The 16,031-nt window shown below is 63.1% G+C and carries 20 protein-coding genes; 15 read left to right on the top strand and 5 right to left on the bottom strand.

Annotated elements, in window-relative coordinates; all coding sequences use genetic code 11:
- Positions 1 to 36: 36 nt before the first annotated feature.
- Entirely contained in the window at positions 37 to 1,635 is a 1,599-nt protein-coding gene (locus tag BZG29_RS16075; protein WP_034756044.1) for an ABC-F family ATPase, read from the bottom strand.
- A gap of 223 nt (positions 1,636 to 1,858) precedes the next feature.
- On the opposite strand from BZG29_RS16075, the gene BZG29_RS16080 reads away from it, so the two are divergent.
- The 3 genes from BZG29_RS16080 to BZG29_RS16090 all read left to right on the top strand — a co-directional run bounded on the left by BZG29_RS16080 (position 1,859) and on the right by BZG29_RS16090 (position 3,655).
- Complete coding sequence (locus BZG29_RS16080; RefSeq protein WP_171985030.1) at positions 1,859 to 2,401, top strand: DUF2939 domain-containing protein; 543 nt, start codon at positions 1,859 to 1,861, stop codon at positions 2,399 to 2,401.
- 69 nt (positions 2,402 to 2,470) lie between these two features.
- Positions 2,471 to 3,145, top strand: coding sequence for a hypothetical protein (locus BZG29_RS16085; protein ID WP_077404825.1), 675 nt, complete (start codon positions 2,471 to 2,473; stop codon positions 3,143 to 3,145).
- Positions 3,146 to 3,208: 63 nt separating this feature from the next.
- Positions 3,209 to 3,655 (top strand): GNAT family N-acetyltransferase, encoded by a 447-nt coding sequence (locus tag BZG29_RS16090; protein ID WP_150130940.1) that lies wholly within the window; start codon positions 3,209 to 3,211, stop codon positions 3,653 to 3,655.
- A gap of 59 nt (positions 3,656 to 3,714) precedes the next feature.
- On the opposite strand, the gene BZG29_RS16095 is transcribed toward BZG29_RS16090, so the two are convergent.
- The gene (locus BZG29_RS16095) at positions 3,715 to 4,407 is read right to left on the bottom strand and encodes a DUF3334 family protein (RefSeq protein WP_034784631.1); all 693 of its coding nucleotides are present in this window, start codon (positions 4,405 to 4,407) and stop codon (positions 3,715 to 3,717) included.
- Between the two features lie 432 nt (positions 4,408 to 4,839).
- On the opposite strand from BZG29_RS16095, the gene BZG29_RS16100 reads away from it, so the two are divergent.
- The 5 genes from BZG29_RS16100 (at position 4,840) to BZG29_RS16120 (ending at position 9,343) form a co-directional block, all read left to right on the top strand.
- Positions 4,840 to 6,510, top strand: coding sequence for a DUF6138 family protein (locus tag BZG29_RS16100; protein WP_077404829.1), 1,671 nt, complete (start codon positions 4,840 to 4,842; stop codon positions 6,508 to 6,510).
- A gap of 112 nt (positions 6,511 to 6,622) precedes the next feature.
- Complete coding sequence (locus BZG29_RS16105) at positions 6,623 to 7,309, top strand: hypothetical protein (protein WP_077404832.1); 687 nt, start codon at positions 6,623 to 6,625, stop codon at positions 7,307 to 7,309.
- A gap of 25 nt (positions 7,310 to 7,334) precedes the next feature.
- Positions 7,335 to 7,667: a hypothetical protein gene (locus tag BZG29_RS16110; RefSeq protein ID WP_077404835.1), complete on the top strand. Its 333-nt coding sequence runs from the start codon at positions 7,335 to 7,337 to the stop codon at positions 7,665 to 7,667.
- 84 nt (positions 7,668 to 7,751) lie between these two features.
- Positions 7,752 to 8,393: a hypothetical protein gene (locus BZG29_RS16115; RefSeq protein WP_150130941.1), complete on the top strand. Its 642-nt coding sequence runs from the start codon at positions 7,752 to 7,754 to the stop codon at positions 8,391 to 8,393.
- 86 nt (positions 8,394 to 8,479) lie between these two features.
- Positions 8,480 to 9,343: an alpha/beta hydrolase-fold protein gene (locus BZG29_RS16120; protein WP_077404841.1), complete on the top strand. Its 864-nt coding sequence runs from the start codon at positions 8,480 to 8,482 to the stop codon at positions 9,341 to 9,343.
- 9 nt (positions 9,344 to 9,352) lie between these two features.
- On the opposite strand, the gene BZG29_RS16125 is transcribed toward BZG29_RS16120, so the two are convergent.
- Positions 9,353 to 10,240, bottom strand: coding sequence for a LysR substrate-binding domain-containing protein (locus tag BZG29_RS16125; protein WP_077404844.1), 888 nt, complete (start codon positions 10,238 to 10,240; stop codon positions 9,353 to 9,355).
- A gap of 172 nt (positions 10,241 to 10,412) precedes the next feature.
- On the opposite strand from BZG29_RS16125, the gene BZG29_RS16130 reads away from it, so the two are divergent.
- The 6 genes from BZG29_RS16130 to BZG29_RS16155 all read left to right on the top strand — a co-directional run bounded on the left by BZG29_RS16130 (position 10,413) and on the right by BZG29_RS16155 (position 13,746).
- Positions 10,413 to 11,033, top strand: coding sequence for a LysE family transporter (locus BZG29_RS16130; protein WP_077404847.1), 621 nt, complete (start codon positions 10,413 to 10,415; stop codon positions 11,031 to 11,033).
- Positions 11,034 to 11,109: 76 nt separating this feature from the next.
- Positions 11,110 to 11,964: an undecaprenyl-diphosphate phosphatase gene (locus BZG29_RS16135; protein ID WP_077404849.1), complete on the top strand. Its 855-nt coding sequence runs from the start codon at positions 11,110 to 11,112 to the stop codon at positions 11,962 to 11,964.
- A gap of 47 nt (positions 11,965 to 12,011) precedes the next feature.
- Entirely contained in the window at positions 12,012 to 12,581 is a 570-nt protein-coding gene (gene mntP, locus BZG29_RS16140) for a manganese efflux pump MntP (protein WP_070218395.1), read from the top strand.
- A 102-nt stretch (positions 12,582 to 12,683) separates the two neighbouring features.
- Entirely contained in the window at positions 12,684 to 12,890 is a 207-nt protein-coding gene (locus BZG29_RS16145; RefSeq protein ID WP_070259409.1) for a hypothetical protein, read from the top strand.
- A gap of 233 nt (positions 12,891 to 13,123) precedes the next feature.
- Entirely contained in the window at positions 13,124 to 13,429 is a 306-nt protein-coding gene (locus BZG29_RS16150) for a hypothetical protein (protein WP_077404852.1), read from the top strand.
- Between the two features lie 80 nt (positions 13,430 to 13,509).
- Entirely contained in the window at positions 13,510 to 13,746 is a 237-nt protein-coding gene (locus tag BZG29_RS16155; RefSeq protein ID WP_150130942.1) for a hypothetical protein, read from the top strand.
- Between the two features lie 13 nt (positions 13,747 to 13,759).
- Here BZG29_RS16155 and BZG29_RS16160 read toward each other — a convergent pair whose 3' ends face one another.
- Positions 13,760 to 13,981 (bottom strand): hypothetical protein, encoded by a 222-nt coding sequence (locus BZG29_RS16160; RefSeq protein ID WP_077404859.1) that lies wholly within the window; start codon positions 13,979 to 13,981, stop codon positions 13,760 to 13,762.
- A gap of 144 nt (positions 13,982 to 14,125) precedes the next feature.
- Here BZG29_RS16160 and BZG29_RS16165 point away from each other — a divergent pair, with 144 nt between their 5' ends.
- Complete coding sequence (locus BZG29_RS16165; RefSeq protein ID WP_077404862.1) at positions 14,126 to 14,842, top strand: SOS response-associated peptidase; 717 nt, start codon at positions 14,126 to 14,128, stop codon at positions 14,840 to 14,842.
- Here the strand turns inward: BZG29_RS16165 and BZG29_RS16170 are convergent.
- Positions 14,839 to 16,017 (bottom strand): DUF418 domain-containing protein, encoded by a 1,179-nt coding sequence (locus BZG29_RS16170; protein ID WP_077404865.1) that lies wholly within the window; start codon positions 16,015 to 16,017, stop codon positions 14,839 to 14,841. The genes BZG29_RS16165 and BZG29_RS16170 overlap by 4 nt on opposite strands.
- Positions 16,018 to 16,031: the final 14 nt, after the last annotated feature.

A 16,031-nucleotide genomic window follows, 5' to 3' on the forward strand; every position in this document is an offset into this window, starting at 1 on the left:
CGCAAAGCGCAACGCGCAGTAGGTTTGATCAGGCGTTTAATCGATACCCTGGCTCTTCAGGTAGTCTTCGTAATTGCCGCGGTAATCGACCACTTCATCTTCCTTGATCTCGATGATGCGGTTGGCCAGCGAAGAGACGAATTCGCGGTCATGCGACACGAAGATCAGGGTGCCCGCGTATTTTTCCAGCGCGATGTTCAGCGATTCGATCGATTCCATGTCCATGTGGTTGGTCGGCTCATCGAGCATCAGCACGTTGTGGCGGCCCAGCATCAGCTTGCCGTACATCATGCGGCCCTTCTCGCCACCGGACAGCACCTTGACGGCCTTCTTGACATCGTCGCCGCCGAACAGCAAACGGCCCAGGATGGAGCGCACGGCCTGGTCGTCGTCGCCCTCTTTCGTCCACTGGCCGATCCAGTCGGTCAGGTTCGTATCCTTGGCGAAATCTTCCGTCGGATCTTGCGGCATGTAGCCCACGTTGGCGTTTTCCGCCCACTTCACGCGGCCCTGGTCCGGCTGCAGGCCGGCGATGTCGCCCGCGATGCAGCGCAGCATGGTGGTCTTGCCGGCGCCGTTGGCGCCGATGATGGCGATGCGCTCGCCCGCTTCAACCATGATGCTGAAATTCTTGAACAGCTGGCGGTCGAAGCCTTTCGAGATATTCTCGACTTCCACGGCCAGGCGGTGCAATTTCTTTTCGCCGTCGAAACGCACGAACGGATAGGCGCGCGACGATGGCTTGATGTCGTCGACCTTGATCTTTTCGATCTGCTTGGCGCGCGACGTGGCCTGGCGGGCCTTCGATTTGTTCGCGGCGAAGCGGCGCACGAATTCCTGCAGCTCGGCAACCTTGTCTTTCGCTTTCGCGTTGTTGGCCAGCTGCTGGTTGCGCGCCTGGGTCGAGGCGAACATGTACTCGTCGTAGTTGCCTGGATAAATCTTCAGGGTGCCGTAATCCATGTCGGCCACGTGCGTGCACACCTGGTTCAGGAAGTGGCGATCATGGGAAATGATGATCATGGTGGAGTTGCGCTCGTTGAGCACGTCTTCCAGCCAGCGAATCGTGTTGATGTCCAGGTTATTCGTCGGTTCGTCGAGCAGCAGGATGTCCGGGTTCGAGAACAGCGCCTGCGCCAGCAGCACGCGCAGCTTCCAGCCTGGCGAGACATTGCTCATCGGGCCTTGATGCAGGTCAATGGCGACGCCGGCGCCCAGCAGCAGTTCGCCCGCGCGCGACTCGGCCGTGTAGCCGTCGTATTCGGAAACTTTGCCTTCCAGCTCGGCGGCCTGCATGTAGTCGTCGTCCGTCGCTTCCGGGTTCGCGTAGATCGCGTCGCGTTGCTGGATGGCGGCCCACATTTCCGTGTGGCCCATCATGACGACGTCGAGGACGCGCATGTCTTCAAACGCAAACTGATCCTGGCGCAGCTTGCCCAGGCGCTCGTTGGTATCGAGCATGACGTTGCCGCCCGACGGATCCAGGTCGCCGCCCAGGATCTTCATGAACGTCGACTTGCCGCAGCCGTTCGCGCCGATCAAACCATAGCGGTTGCCGTCGCCGAACTTGACGGAGATATTCTCAAACAATGGCTTGGCGCCAAACTGCATCGTAATATTTGCGGTTGAAAGCATGTGATATTAGGTCTTTATTCAGTTAAAACAGCTAGTTAAGTACTTTTCCTCCATTATACAGCACCCACCCTCTTCCACTCTATAGTGGCCCGGCAAGCGCAGCCGGAGCCTATGCGCAGGCATGCAGCACAGAAATAATGGCAAGAAAATATGATTGCCGTATTCCCATTTAGCCGCTACGCTGCGTGGCATTGTTTTCTACCCTTCACCTCACAGGCATCACTTGAAAAAAATCACCATCGCCGCCGCCGTGGCCGCCATTGCCATTGCCGCCACCGCCTACGCTTCGCCGTACTACACCTTGCACCAGATCAAGACCGCGCTGGCCGAGCGCAACGCCGACGCGCTGGCCGCACACGTGGACTTCTCCGCCCTGCGCGCCAGCGTCAAGACGCAGCTGGAAGCGAGCATGGCGCGCAGCATCGAGGCGACCGCCGGCAGCGGCAACCCGCTGGCCGCGCTGGGCCAGTCGATCGCCAGCGCCATGCTGGGCAAGATGGTCGACACCATGGTCTCGCCCGCCGGCGTGGTGGCGCTGGTCAACAAGAGCGCCGTCAGCCCGCAAGCAAGTAACACGGCAGATGGGCCCGCCGATGGCGCACGCAAGAAGGCCGACTATTCTGCCGGCTATGCCGGCCTGAACACCTTCATCGTGCGGGCGAAGGATGGCAATGCGCAGGAAGGCGCGCTGGTCCTGCTGCGCCACGGCGTGTGGGGCTGGAAGCTGAGTTCGATCGAGATTGCGTCGGCGATGGCCGCACGCTAGAAGAAGCGCGCATGCGCAGGCAATCTGATACACAATGCGTGCCACTTGTATCCGATTGCAGGAGATTTCATGCTGAAACACACGACCCTGGCGCTGGCCATGGCCTTGGCCTTGGCCTTGGCCGGCGCCGCACCATCCGCCCACGCCCACGATGGGATCGCCGCCGCCGAGCGCAGCCACTCCGTTGCCGCGCGCATGCAGGCGGAAACGTCCAGCGCCGCCGATCCGGACGCCCCGGCACTGCTGCCCGTGCCCAGCGACATTTCGCTGGCCGAGCTGGAGCGCCGCCTGGCGCTGGGGCAGGCGCAGGCCGCTGAAAAACACCTTGGCAGCGCGCTCGATCCGGCCGTGTTGAGCACCCTGGCGCAGCAGATGGGGTGCCACGATATCGTCGGCATGCAGCCGTTCGGTTTCCCGCTGGAACAGGCGCAAGCGACCGTCCTGAGCGGCGCGCACCTGCTGGCGAGGTGCCCGGACCGGGCTTATGTGACGATCACGGCCATGTCGATGGCCGGCAAGACGGGCAAGCGCGCCCATATTTCGCCGCAATCGTTCAAACAGCAGGTCGATGGCAGGCCCGCGCGGCGCCTGTACTACAAGGCGCCCAACGGCCGCCAGAAGGAGTCGCTGACCATCATCGACGGCAGTTATGCATATGCGCTCGAGTACTGGTCGCTCGATGACAGCCAGCAACGCGGCATGGTCGGCATGCGCCGGATGGAAACATTGACGTTGCCGCAATAAAACAGGCGCGAACAGGTGAAATACTGTATATTCATACAGTTATTTATTATCCCCTTTTCGAGCATGCCCGCACACCCGCCCATCCAATTACCCTACACCATCTGCATCAGCGCCACGATCGACGCGGAGGTCGAGCAAACCATCCTCGAGGGCTTGAATGCCTACAACGACGTCATCACCGGCTATAGCGACAGGCAGGTATTGAGTGTCGTCGTGCGCGACCGCGACAGCCAGCGGGTGCTGGGCGGCGCCATGGGCCGGACCTCGCTGGGCCTGCTGTTTCTCGATTTGTTTTATTTGCCCGCCGCCTTGCGGGGACTGGGGCTGGGCAGCCAGATACTGGCGCAATTCGAAGAGGAAGGACGCCGGCGCGGCTGCGCCTCGGCGGTGCTGTACACCATCAGTTTCCAGGCGCCCGAATTTTACGAGCGGCGCGGCTGGCGCCGCTTCGGTGACATCGCCTGCAGTCCGGAAGGGACGAGCCGCGTATTCATGAGCAAGACCTTGTAGGCCGTAAACGACAATGGCTGGCGGCAAACCTGCCGCCAGCCATTGTCAGCGACATCTGCTTACATGCCCAGCGATTTGAGCAGGTCGGCGTTGTCGTCGTCTTCCGGTTCCGCTGCGGGCGCGGGAGCAGCGTCGCGTTCGCGGTTCGCGAATTCGCCATCCATCAGCGAGTCGGCGTCGACTTCGCGCGAATCGAAATCGTGCAACTTGATGAACTCGGTACGGTCGATCGCCAGTTCCAGATAGAAAATATTGTTCTTTTCCGTATAGAAAGTGACGCGGCGCATTTCCGGGCGGTCCAGCGGCGTATCGACGCTGAGCATCACCTGCTTGTTCAGCACCAGCATCTTCGGCTGGCTCTGGGTGATATTCGTTTGCAGCTCGCGCCGCACCTTGCCCGTGAAGTCGCCCACGATCTGGTTCATCAGCTCGCCCATGATGTTCGACACTTCGTCCGACGTGTAGAAGCTGGCCAGCTCCGACTTCGGCATGCCCATGTGCAACATGTAGCGCTCGTAGATTTCCATCGCCGTATCGGCGGCAAAATTGAGCACCACCAGGCCCGTGAAACCGCCATCGAACATGACGAAACAGCCGATGTCCGGCTTCAGGCCCGTCTTGGTGATGCGCTGCACCATGCCTGAATAATTGACCTTGCTTTGCGTTGCAACGTTGAGCACCCGAACCACCGAGTTGCACAAACTCATCAACAAATCTTCTGTACCGTACACAACATCCTTTTCTGCATCCATGAGCAACCTCTCCTACTATTTTAAAGATGACAGCACTGTTCCCTGCCCGCCGCGAGCCGAAACCTGACAGTTTCGCTCAGCTGGCGGACGACTTCACCTTTGCATGCCTGACCTTGCGTGGCGGCGCGCGCCGCGTTGCCGCCGACGCCAACCGCCCTCTTACCTTTTTCTGTATAGAAATAAGTATCATGCGCAGAATACCCAGATGTAACATTTCCGTCCAGCCATACCTGCATTTACTTGATGATCTGTGCAGAAATACAAAAGCGGCGTTGCCATACGCTGCAAAGCGGCCAGGCATGCAACATTGTGCGAAAGATCACGCTCTTCGCCCGCCCCGGACACCGTTGCGCGCGGCGCGCCCGGGCGGCATGTTTTATACTGCCGCGCATCAATAGCGCAAACGCAACATGAATGGAGAGGCAACAGACGATGAGCACACTGCAAGAACAGGCAACGGCGGAAATGACGGCGGCAATCGAAGCGTGGTTTGCCGAGCGCCTCAAGCGCACCGACCTGGAAGCCGCCGTGAAGCGGACAACCTTGCAAATGGGAATCTTTAACGATTTCCTGCTCGACTACAAACCGGGACGCACCACGGCCGACGATTTCCATCTGGCCGATACCGAGGATGTCGCACCGAGGACGCCATCGCGCCTCGATGAAGCCGTCGTGCGCGACAGCATCGCGCCCCGGCTGGCCGCCCTCGTGCGGGCGAAGCTGGAAACACTGGCCGACACGCCCTTCGTCGATTACCGCTTCAGCTTTCGCGGCAAGTTCCAGACGGCGCAGGGCATGCTGCACCTGGACCTGCTCGAATATGTCAACGCAGGCAAGCGCCAGACATTGCTGGAGAACATACACGCGTATGTCGCGCAAAAACTCGAGCACGGCAACCGTCCGACGAAAAAGCTGGAAACCTTCTTCCTGGCGCGCCACCTGCTCGATCCCCACCTGTTCCCGCAACCCGATATCGCCTGGACGATCACCCAATTCGAGCGCATCGAGCAACTGAACAAGTCACGGCCACAGGCGCTGGCAGAACACCGCAGCGATATCATCCAGGCCGTGTCGGCGTGGGCGGAAAAGCAGTTCCTGCCGCAGTTCTATGATATGCAGCAATCAAGCTACCGTGCCACCGAATACACCTTGAAAACGGGCGCGGCGCTTGACAAGCAGGCGCTGGCGCCCATCGACCTGCTGCTGTACGGCGCCGTCATGATCTTGCGCCATGAACCGAGCTATGCCAAATCGACAGGCCTGAAATTCCTGGAAATCGCGCGCGAACTGGGCAGCGAGCGGGCCGTGCGCATGCTCAAGGAAGGCAGCGGCACTTTCGCGCCCGACGCCATCCACCTGAAAAATGCCCAGCTGGAATGCCGCGCCAACGATGTGTTTGCCACGATCAGCATCACGATTGCCCAGGAAGAAGAAGGCGCGTATGCGCAGGCGCTCGCGTTCATCACGCATTTGCTGAACAACGGTTTCCCGAAAAACTACCAGATCAAGCTCAAGTCGAAGGTCAAGGAATATCTGCCCTTGAAAGGCCTGGCCAGGTCCGACACGCACCGCTTCTTTGCCAACGCCCTCGCCCATGCATCCCTGCAGCCGCAGCTGGAAGCGTATGCGCGCGCGGCCATCGAGCAATTCGAGTTCTATGCCGACACGGAAGGCGAAAAGAATTGCATGCCCGGCAGTTACGCCACGTTCGGCCTGGGCTTGCTCGACGCCCGTTATTTTCCGCTGGTGCAGCACTACATGGCCAACGTCGACGAGGAACACCAGTCCGTGCAGGACCAGTTCACGGCCGCCTTCGCCGAACGGCATGGCGTGACGACGGAGTCCGTTCCCGTGCTGGCGGCGTGCCTGCGCGCGTGCACGGATAACGCAAAAGTAAAAATCCAGGCGGAACTGGAAGAGGTGGAGAAACTGGAGTTGTTCTGCCAGCAACTGCAGGGGCTGGAAGGCTATCTGGTCGAGCACATGCTGTATCCGATCTGGGGCAAGCTGGAAAAACTGGCCACCTTGGCGCGCAAGGCGCAAGGCCGGCGCAAGGAGCTGCTGCTGGCCTTGCTGGAAGCGGCCAGCAAGGCGGACGCCTGAGGTGCGCAACCTTCTGTGCGCAACGTTATGACTTTCACCATCTATAATGCGCGGCGCCAGAATTGCCTTAAGGCATCTTTTGGTACTTGACATTGAATCGTGGAGAAAATACATGCATCAAACACAACAAATATCGCGCACCGTCCTGCTGGCGGCAAGCTTTGCCGCCGCCGTGGCGCTGACCCAGCCCGCCATCGCCGCCGACGCCGCGGAACTGGCCCCGCTCGATGTGGCCGACTTGTACATCAAGACCATCATCAACCAGGATGAAGCCAGCGTCGCCAAGCTCAACGCCTACCTGCGCCCTACCCGCCTGGCCGGCCACCAGAGCGCCGAATACGCGTCGTACAGCGACTTGAAGGAAGCGGACGCCAAGTTTCCAACGGAAACGGGCAAGCTGATCGCCGACCTGTTCCCCGCAGCCATGCGCGCGGCCGTGACGCCGGCCGCCGAATTGCTGGCGGCGAACGTCATCGCCGCCAAGAAGGGCGCCGCGTGCCAGGCCACCAAGGCGGACCCGGTGACGGTGGAAAATGGCATCCAGACGGCCGCCGTCAGCTTCGAATGCCAGATCGTCAAGGTACCGCTGGCATGGGCGCCTGCCGCCCAGCAACTGGCGAAGAGCGGCTGCAAGGTCGAGCAATGCAAGGCCGGCCTGCAAAAGATCGCCGCGACCTACACGAGCTCGCCGAAACAGGCGTGGCGCGCCGTATTTGCCGTCAGCCGCGAAAAGAACTCGGAAGCCTGGCGCAACGATTTCGCGCGCGAAACTTTCGATGAAATCTGGGAATACCTGTAATCCTTCACTCATCTATGGACTGCCGGTGGATAAACCCAAACTGACACCCGTCGCCCAGCCGGCAGGCCTGGCCCTGCTGCGCCTGCTCGATCCCGACCACGTGGAAGGCGCGCTGAGCAAGCAGGTATTGGCGCAAGACCTGGCCAGCCTGCACGGCAAGCAATTGCTGGCGCTGCTGCGCCGGCTGCGTGCTGCCCAGTCCAACCAGCAGGACTATGCGGGCGCCAGCCCGGCGCAGGCCGAGCAGCAGTTCGGCGCCGCCGTCGCCGCCGTCAAGGCGGAGCTGGCCACGCGCCCGCACATCCCCAACAAGCAGGAAGCGAAGGCCTTGCGCCAGGCGGCGGCAAAGAAACGCTGAACGGGCCTGCGGTGCGCAGGCCGGCGCGGCCCGCCTTCTATAATCGGTGACGCTATTTTGTTTCCCGCACTGAAAGGACTCCCCATGCCCACATCAATCTCCCGCCATGTAGCCGGCTGCGCCGTATTGGCCTTTTCCGGTTTGGTCGCCATGCAGGCAGTCCATGCCGAAGAGACGGGGCCCATCGATGCGCGTGCCGTGTGGCAGGAACGCTCGCTGTCAACCTGCCGCAGCGGGCAATCGCACTCCGCGCCCGACGTCTGCATGCTGCGCACCATGCAGCGTACCGGTGCGCATCCGCAAGCCATCGCCGCCGCCAGGATGCTGGTCAGGGCAAACATGGCAGCTTACATCTCTGCCTGGCGCCCGCTGGGCAAGGTGGCGCTGGCCACCGTCACCTATCCGTTTCGCGCCAACACGAATGAAGGCACCTTGCTGATCGGCAGCGATGGCGCCGCCATCGACGTCGACGAGCACTCCGTGCGCGAGGAAGACCGCGCCACGCCTGCCTGGCAAGCGTTTACGGCCGCCCACCCGGATGCCATGCCGTTTGCGCCCGCCGAGTTCGTCGGCAGCACGGCGACGGCCGATGGCGGCCAGAGCGTGCTGTTTTCCACGCCTCTGATCACCTGCCACGCCTGCGCCGACGATGGCGCCCTGCTGGTCGCCTACACGATCGACAAGGCCGGTATCGTGCTCGAGCGAAAACTCTTGACGATCAAGTAAGGCTGCATCAAAGATAAGATAGAATTGCTTGATGGCATGTCTATACGAGTACATGCCATCGATCCAACTACTTATCACAGGAAACCATGCGCCGCTCTTGCCTTGCACTGCACCTCACCGCCGCCCTGCTGCTGTCCAGCTCCTTCCATCTCGCCAATGCCGCGCCCGCCGCTGCCGCTTCCTCCAGCGCAGCCGCGCCTCTCGTCATCGGCGAAAGTTTCAGCATCGATTCGCCGGCGCTGAAAGAAAAACGCCACATCAATGTGTACATGGCGCGCGCCTGGGATACGCCGCCCGACGCCCCGCTGCCCGTGCTGTACATGCCGGACGGCGGCGTGGCCGAAGACTTTTTGCACGTGGCCGGCTTGCTGCAGGTATCCGTGGCGAATGGCACGATGCGCCCGTTCATGCTGGTCGGCATGCAGAACACGCAGCGCCGGCGCGATTTGACGGGCCCGACCGGGAATGCGGAAGACCGCAAGATCGCCCCCGTCGTGGGCGGCGCGCAAGCCTACCGGACCTTCATCCGCGATGAACTGATGCCGGAAGTCAAGCGCCGCTACCGCACGACGGGCGAGACGGCCATCGTCGGCGAATCGCTGGGAGGCCTGTTCGTGGTGGAAACCTATCTGCTGGAACCGCAGCTGTTCGACCATTACCTGGCCTTCGACCCCAGCCTGTGGTGGAATCATGGCGCCCTGCCGCGCCAGGCGGCAGCCCTGCTGGCGAAAGGCACGCCAGGCAAGCACAGCCTGTACCTGGCGTCCAGCAGCGAGGCAGGCATCGCCGTGGAAGTGCAGCGCCTGGCCGACGTGCTGGAAAAACAGGCGCCGCGCGACTTGCAATGGCATGTGGAAAAGATGCCGGAAGAAACCCACGGCACGATCTATCACCCTGCCGCCCTGAAAGCGTTTCGCAGCGTCTTCAAGCCGGCCACGCCGCCGCAATAAGGGGGACGGCTACGGCGCCGGCAGCGCCTGCCCCATCTGCTCGCGCAGCCAGTGCAGCAAGGTGGTGCGGCGCGCGTCGCCGTCGAACGGCAGCGGCGACAGCAGGAAATAGCCGCTGCCGTCGCGCCGGAACCCGAAGGGCGCGACCAGGCGCCCGCTGTCGAGGTCTTCGCGCGCCATGAAGACAGAGCCGATGGCCACGCCGAGGCCGGCGCAAGCCGCTTGCAGGCTCAGATAGAAGTGCTCGTAGGTCTGGCTGTCGCCCTGGCCGCCGCCATCGGCGTCCTTGCCGGCGGCGCGCCAGTGGGCCCAGGCGGCCGGGCGCGACGCCGTGTGCAGCAGGCGCTGCGCGGACAGGTCCAGCCGGCCTTGCCGCAGCAGGGCCGGCGCGCACACGGGCGCGATCCATTCATCGCACACCTTTTCCGCATGCAAGCCCGTATCCCACAGAAAATCGTTGCGGCGCAGCGCCACGTCCACCGCGTCGCGCTGGAACGCCACCGGCCCGCCCGAGGCAAACAGGTGCAGCGGCACCTCGGGATGCCGCCGGTAAAAGTCGCCGAGGCGCGGTATCAGCCATTTCATCGCGATCGTCGGCTCGCACGACACCACCAGCGGCCCCTGACGCACCGGCTGGCGCACGGCTTCGAGGGCGGCGTCGAGCCGCTCGAACGCTTGCTGGACGGCATCGCGCAACTGCGCGCCGGCCGGCAGGAGGAAGACGCCGCGGTTGCGGCGTTCGAACAGGGGCGTGCCCAGCGACGTTTCCAGCAGGCGGATTTGCCGGCTGACCGCCCCGTGCGTGACGTGCAGCTCCGCGGCCGCCTGGACGAAACTGCCCAGCCTGGCCGCGGCTTCGAAGAACCGCAAGGTGCCGAGCGCCGCCTGCCTAGTCATGATCTGTCATTTTTTCTCACACATATCCGCAAGATATCATCGTTTTTCATGGAACGCCATTCTAGGGATAATTTGTCTTCCGGCAGCCCGCATGCGCGCCGTTTCCTTGCCGCACAAGCGAGAAATAGTCACCGATGGCCGTGCGGGCGCCACCACTGCCCAAGGAAGACTCATGATTACATTGCTTGCCGTTGCCCTGATTACCCTGCTGGCCTCCATCGTCCCCGGCCCCGATTTCGCGATGGTCACGCGCAACAGCTATCTGCATGGCCGCCGCGCCGGCCTGCTGGCCGCGCTCGGCATCGCGCTGGGCGTGCAAGTGCACGTGTTCTATACGATGTTTGGCGTAGCGCTGCTCATCGCCGGTTCGCCTGCGCTATTTACGGCGATCAAGCTGGCCGGCGCCCTCTACCTGGCCGTGATAGGCTGGAACACCTGGGCCAACCGCGCCGGACTCGTCATCGACCTGCACGGCGACGCCTGCGTGCCACGGCATCAAATCTTGCTCAACGGCTTTCTGACCAATGCCCTGAATCCGAAAACGACCCTGTTTGTCATCAGCACCTACACCCAGGTGGTGCAGCCCGGCACGCCGTTGGCAGTCCAGTTCGGCTACGGGCTGTGCATGTCCGCCATCCATCTGGCCTGGTTCGCCCTGGTGGCCGTCTTTTTCTCGCAAGCGCGCTTCCGCTTGCGCATGGTCAGCCACCAGCGGACCATCGACCGGCTGATCGGTGCGGTCCTGATGGCGCTGGGCGTCGCGCTCGCCTGCGCCAACATGGACAAACTGTAATCTGGCGCGGGACGTGCCCGCCGCATCCGGCGGGTAAAATCGGCGGCCCTGCTTCCCCCGCCGAGTACAGATACCCATGACTTTCCTGCAACTTTTCATCCTTTCCATCGTCCAGGGCTTCGCCGAGCTGCTGCCCGTGTCCAGCTCCGCCCACGTCATCATGGCGGAAAAATGGATGGGCCTGGACCCGACGTCGCCGGAGCTGACCATGCTGCTGGTGATGCTGCACACGGGCACCATGTTCGCCGTCATCGTGTATTTCTGGAAATCCTGGCGCGCCACGTACTTCAGCTCGGCCACTGCCTTCCGCAGCAATGCCCTGCTGCTCGTGGCCGCCACGGCCCTGACGGGCATCGTCGGCTTCGGCTTGCTGAAAGGCATTACGCACGTCATGAGCAAGGATGCGCCCGGCTTTGAAATCGAGCACCTGTTCGGCAACGCGAAGCTGATGGCCGCCGCCCTGGCCGCCGCAGGCGTGCTGATCATTGTGTCGTCGCGCCTGCAGGCGCGCCAGCATGGCACCTTGTCCGTCGGCAAGGCGATGCTGATCGGCGCCGTGCAGGGCCTGTGCCTGCCTTTCCGGGGCTTTTCCCGCTCGGGCGCCACCATTTCCGCCGGCATCGCCATGGGCGTGCCGCAGCGCCGCGCCGAGGAATTCAGCTTCGCCCTGGCCGTCGTGCTGACGCCGGCCGTGCTGGTCAAGGAAGGCTGGCGCTTCTACCAGGCCGTGGCAAACGGCAGCCTCGACCATCTGGAACACGGCAACAGCCTGCTGCACCTGCTCGGTCCCAGCCTGCTGGGCATGCTGCTCTCGTTCCTGGCCGGCTTGCTGGCCCTGCGCTGGCTGTCGCGCTGGCTGGAACAGGGGCGCTGGCATTTCTTTGGCGCGTATTGCCTGGTCGCTTCCATGATCGTCTTGTACGTAGGGTAAAATCGCCGGGTTTCTCACATCCCAGCCAGCTCTACTGAAAGCCAACGATGAATTTCGCCGCCACCGCCGCCCTCTCGCTTGCCATGTCCACCGATGCCTTCGCGGCAGCCGTGGGCAAGGGCGCCGCCCTGCACAAACCGCAATGGCGCGAAGCGCTGCGCACGGGCCTGATCTTTGGCGTCATCGAAGCCATCACGCCCATCATCGGCTGGGCCCTGGGCAGCGTGGCCGCGCCCTACGTGGAAGCGTGGGACCACTGGATCGCCTTCAGCCTGCTGGGCATCATCGGCTTGCTAATGATACGCAATGCCCTTTCCGATGCCGACGAGGAAGAAGCGCCGGCCCAGTCGCACTCGTTCTGGGTGCTGGCCGTGACGGGCCTGGCCACCAGCATCGACGCCATGGTGGTGGGCGCGGGCCTGGCCTTGCTGGGCGCCAACATCGTCGTGACGGCCGCCGCCATCGGCTTTTCCACCTTCGTCATGGTCACCCTGGGCGTGATGCTGGGCCGCGTGCTGGGCACGGTGGCCGGACGGCGCGCCGAACTGGTGGGCGGCCTGGTGCTGATCGTCATCGGCTGCGTGATCCTGTACGAGCATATCGGCCATCCGGCCTGAGGCCTGGGCAAGACCTGCGCACGCCATGGCCGGCGGCGCAGGCGACGCGCCACTTTGTGCTACATTCAAGGCTCTGCATTCCTGTCTCGCAAGGTGACCATCATGGAAACTCTGGAGCTGCTTTTTGCCTCGCTGGTGCGCGAAACGGCCGAATCGATACGCGACCACCACGTCCCTTTTGCCATCAAGCACGACGAGCGCGCCTATTTCGAGTGGATGGACGGGCATCCGATCAATGGCTATATCCAGGAAGCGTATCGCGAGATCGAAGAAACCGCCCAGCAGATCCGCGCCATTCGCGCTGGCTGATGACGCTTGCCGCAAGCTACTGCGCGGGGCGCTTTGCGGCCTGCGATGCTCACCGTACTCATGTACGGTTGCGCTTCTTAGCCGCAAATCGCCGCCGCTCGCTACGCTTGCAGCAAGCGTCGATACGCTAGTTGAATGCGTTCAAGGGACGTATTGATACAAATCAAACACTCAGCTGTTTGATACGCTCAAAAAGGTCTGAGCCACCACAATCAGGTCTGGAGGCGGCAAACATGGATCAGGAACAAAAACACCAGATCAGGGGCTATGAATTTCATGTGGCGGGGGCGCTGGAGAAGGATGGGCGCTACCGGGGCATGATCTTGATCAGCAAGCGCGGCGATACCTTGCAGGTGTACGCCAAGCCCGTGCTGATTGAAACGCCCAGCAGTTTCAAGTCCGTGCACGCGGCCTTGATCGAGGCCTCGGCGTATGCCCAGGAACTCATCTATAACGGCGCCATCAAGGCCCTGCTGCCGGCCGATGCGCCGCTCGCCGGAAAGCAGGCGCCGCAGCCGCCGGATTTCGTCGGCAACTGACGCCGGCGAGCCCATCCGGCTACCCTGGGCGCGCGTATAATGACGCGCTTTCCCGGATGAAAACGCAGAATATGGAATATGTGAATTTACCGCTGGTCTTCCTCGTCGGCTGCGCCCTGATCGCCTTGCTGGCCAAGAAGAATGGCTATTCGTGGTACCTGTTTTTCTTTGCCATCGCCGTCCCCCCGCCCCTGTTGCTGCTGGCCTTGCCGCATGTGGTGAGCGCGGAGGCCGCTACGCTGACCTCCGTACGGCTGGGCACCGCCCTGCTCTTCCCCGTGGCCGGCTTGCTGCTGGCCCTGCGGCGCAAGCGCTGACCGGCAAGCTGCCTCAGCGTGCCGGCAAGCCATCGGCCAGGCGCCAGCCGACGGACAGCGCCAGTTGCTGCGCCTCTTTTTCGTTGCTGCAATCGTCGTAATCGCAGGTGTCCGCATAGGCGCCGCACGCCTGGTTCTGGCTGACGTACGAGCCGACCCAGCGACCGTCGCGGCGCTGGCTGGCCGTGGCGCTGATGGTAAAACCTTTGTGGATGGTGGGATTTTCAAAAGGCATAATTCCTCCGATGCAAGAAACGTCAGGGACCTGACTGGCTTTCACTGTGCGCCTTGCGGCCGCCCACGTCTGTACGTTTGACCACACTCACGAAAAGGGCGCGCGCCGCGCTCGCGCCGGCAGGCGATCGGGTATGATTTCCCCATGTGTGGACGATTCGATCAAAATGACACGGCGCGCGTGCTGGCGTCATCCTTCGGCTGGACCGACGCGGTGTTCGACAGCGAGGCGGAACCGCACCTGAACGTCGCGCCCGGCACCTACCGGCCCATCCTGCACATCCAGGATGGCGTGCACCGGGTCGACGATGTCTTCTGGGGCTACCGCCCCGCCTGGGCGGCGCAGGCCACGCCCGCTCCCGGCAAGAAGAAAATCCCCATCGCCATCAATGCCCGCCTGGAAAAGCTCGCCGGCGCCTACTGGAAACCCTTGCTGCGCGCGGGACGCGGCATCGTCTGCGTTTCCGGCTGGTATGAATGGACGGGCGAGAAAGGCGGCAAGCAGCCGTGGCACATCCACCGCAAGGACCGCGCGCCCCTGTTCCTGCTGGCGCTGGCCCAGTTCGGTCCCTACAAGGTCAATCGGGAAGAAGCCGGCTTCGTGCTGGTGACGGCCGACAGTATGGGCGGCATGGTCGATATCCACGACCGCCGCCCCGTGGCCGTCAGCCGGGAAGACGCGCACCGCTGGCTGGACCCCGCCCTGACACCCGAGCAGGCGCTGCACCTGGCGCGCACCTGCATGCTCGACGCGGACCTGTTCGAATGGCATGCCGTCGACAATCCGCTGGTGCCCTCCGCCAGGGCCAAGGCGCCGCCGCCGGCCGCGGCGCAAAGTACATTCGACTGGGGTACGGATTAAGGCAGGCGCGCCAGGCGGCGCCACAGCGCTTCCATGGGGCCTTGCCTGAAATGGCGCAGCCAGTAGCGGCTCAGCAGCACCTGACTCGCCATCATCACGACCGCCAGGCCCAGCATCTCGGCGGGACGCAACTTGGCGCCCCAGCCCAGGCCCGGCCCCTGCAGCAGCCAGGTGCCGATCAGCGATTGCAGCAGGTAATTGCTCAGCGCCATGCGTCCCACGGGCGCCAGCCATGCACCGAGCCAGCGCAGCATGAAGGGGCCGGCCAGCATCAGCGCGGCCACATAGCCGGCCGCCAGCACGGGGCCGCCGGCGAACAGGCCCACTTCGAACAGGGCCGTGTCAAACACGGTTTGATACGGATCGGCCACCTGCCACGCGACGGCTCCCGCCGCCAGCAGGTTGAACGGCAAGCCTGCGCCCAGGCCCACGGCGCGCACCCGGCGCCACAGGCGCTGGTGGCGCAGCGGCTGCGTCAGCCAGCCGAAACGCACGGACAAGATGCCCAGCAAGAACAGCACGACGATATGCGGCAGCATGACGGCCGAGTACAGCAAGGAGACGAGGAAATCGTTGGCGCGCAGCCTGGCGACGGCCCATGCGCCGCCCTGCGTGTAGACCGCGTAACGTTCCGCAAAGGCTTGCAGGTCGCGCGCGATGTCCGGCGCGCCGCCCTGCTGGCCCACAGGAATCAACAGGCACATGAATAATAGAAAACCGGCCGCCACCAGCCAGGCGCGGTTGCGCACGCGGCTGAGCCTGGCGGACAGCAGGGGCAGGATCAGCATGCCGGCGACGGCATACGAGGTCAGCACGTCGCCGCTCCAGATGCAAAAGCCGTGCAGCAGGCCGAACACGAGCAGCCAGCGCAAACGGCGCCGGTAAGCCGCTTGCGCCGCCTCCCAGCTCCCCAGCTGGCGCCGCAGGGAACGTGTCTGCAAGGCAAAACCGGCGCCGAACAGAAAGGCGAAGATGGGGTAAAACTTGAATTGCGCCAACGCCGCCACGCCGAAAATGACGAGCTGGTCGAGCACTGGCGGCTGCGCCGGCAAGGTGCCGTAGCGCAAGGACAGGCTGCCCCAGGCAAACGACCAGATATTCACCAGCAAGATGCCAAACACGGCCAGGCCGCGCAGCACATCGAGCTGCAGCAGGCGTCCGGGTCTGGCGCTCATGGGACCGAGGGCGC

The organism is Janthinobacterium sp. LM6, assembly GCF_002002885.1.
GTDB classification, from domain to species: Bacteria; Pseudomonadota; Gammaproteobacteria; order Burkholderiales; family Burkholderiaceae_D; genus Janthinobacterium; species Janthinobacterium kumbetense.

What these genes read in the sequence shown, in the direction of transcription:
- BZG29_RS16075 (WP_034756044.1), bottom strand. Translation starts at nt 1,635, where the DNA reads ATGCTTTCAACCGCAAATATTACGATGCAGTTTGGCGCCAAGCCATTG.
- BZG29_RS16085 (WP_077404825.1), top strand. Translation starts at nt 2,471, where the DNA reads ATGCTGAAACACACGACCCTGGCGCTGGCCATGGCCTTGGCCTTGGCC.
- BZG29_RS16090 (WP_150130940.1), top strand. Translation starts at nt 3,209, where the DNA reads ATGCCCGCACACCCGCCCATCCAATTACCCTACACCATCTGCATCAGC.
- BZG29_RS16095 (WP_034784631.1), bottom strand. Translation starts at nt 4,407, where the DNA reads ATGGATGCAGAAAAGGATGTTGTGTACGGTACAGAAGATTTGTTGATG.
- BZG29_RS16100 (WP_077404829.1), top strand. Translation starts at nt 4,840, where the DNA reads ATGAGCACACTGCAAGAACAGGCAACGGCGGAAATGACGGCGGCAATC.
- BZG29_RS16105 (WP_077404832.1), top strand. Translation starts at nt 6,623, where the DNA reads ATGCATCAAACACAACAAATATCGCGCACCGTCCTGCTGGCGGCAAGC.
- BZG29_RS16115 (WP_150130941.1), top strand. Translation starts at nt 7,752, where the DNA reads ATGCCCACATCAATCTCCCGCCATGTAGCCGGCTGCGCCGTATTGGCC.
- BZG29_RS16120 (WP_077404841.1), top strand. Translation starts at nt 8,480, where the DNA reads ATGCGCCGCTCTTGCCTTGCACTGCACCTCACCGCCGCCCTGCTGCTG.
- BZG29_RS16125 (WP_077404844.1), bottom strand. Translation starts at nt 10,240, where the DNA reads ATGACTAGGCAGGCGGCGCTCGGCACCTTGCGGTTCTTCGAAGCCGCG.
- BZG29_RS16130 (WP_077404847.1), top strand. Translation starts at nt 10,413, where the DNA reads ATGATTACATTGCTTGCCGTTGCCCTGATTACCCTGCTGGCCTCCATC.
- BZG29_RS16135 (WP_077404849.1), top strand. Translation starts at nt 11,110, where the DNA reads ATGACTTTCCTGCAACTTTTCATCCTTTCCATCGTCCAGGGCTTCGCC.
- mntP (WP_070218395.1), top strand. Translation starts at nt 12,012, where the DNA reads ATGAATTTCGCCGCCACCGCCGCCCTCTCGCTTGCCATGTCCACCGAT.
- BZG29_RS16145 (WP_070259409.1), top strand. Translation starts at nt 12,684, where the DNA reads ATGGAAACTCTGGAGCTGCTTTTTGCCTCGCTGGTGCGCGAAACGGCC.
- BZG29_RS16150 (WP_077404852.1), top strand. Translation starts at nt 13,124, where the DNA reads ATGGATCAGGAACAAAAACACCAGATCAGGGGCTATGAATTTCATGTG.
- BZG29_RS16160 (WP_077404859.1), bottom strand. Translation starts at nt 13,981, where the DNA reads ATGCCTTTTGAAAATCCCACCATCCACAAAGGTTTTACCATCAGCGCC.
- BZG29_RS16165 (WP_077404862.1), top strand. Translation starts at nt 14,126, where the DNA reads ATGTGTGGACGATTCGATCAAAATGACACGGCGCGCGTGCTGGCGTCA.
- BZG29_RS16170 (WP_077404865.1), bottom strand. Translation starts at nt 16,017, where the DNA reads ATGAGCGCCAGACCCGGACGCCTGCTGCAGCTCGATGTGCTGCGCGGC.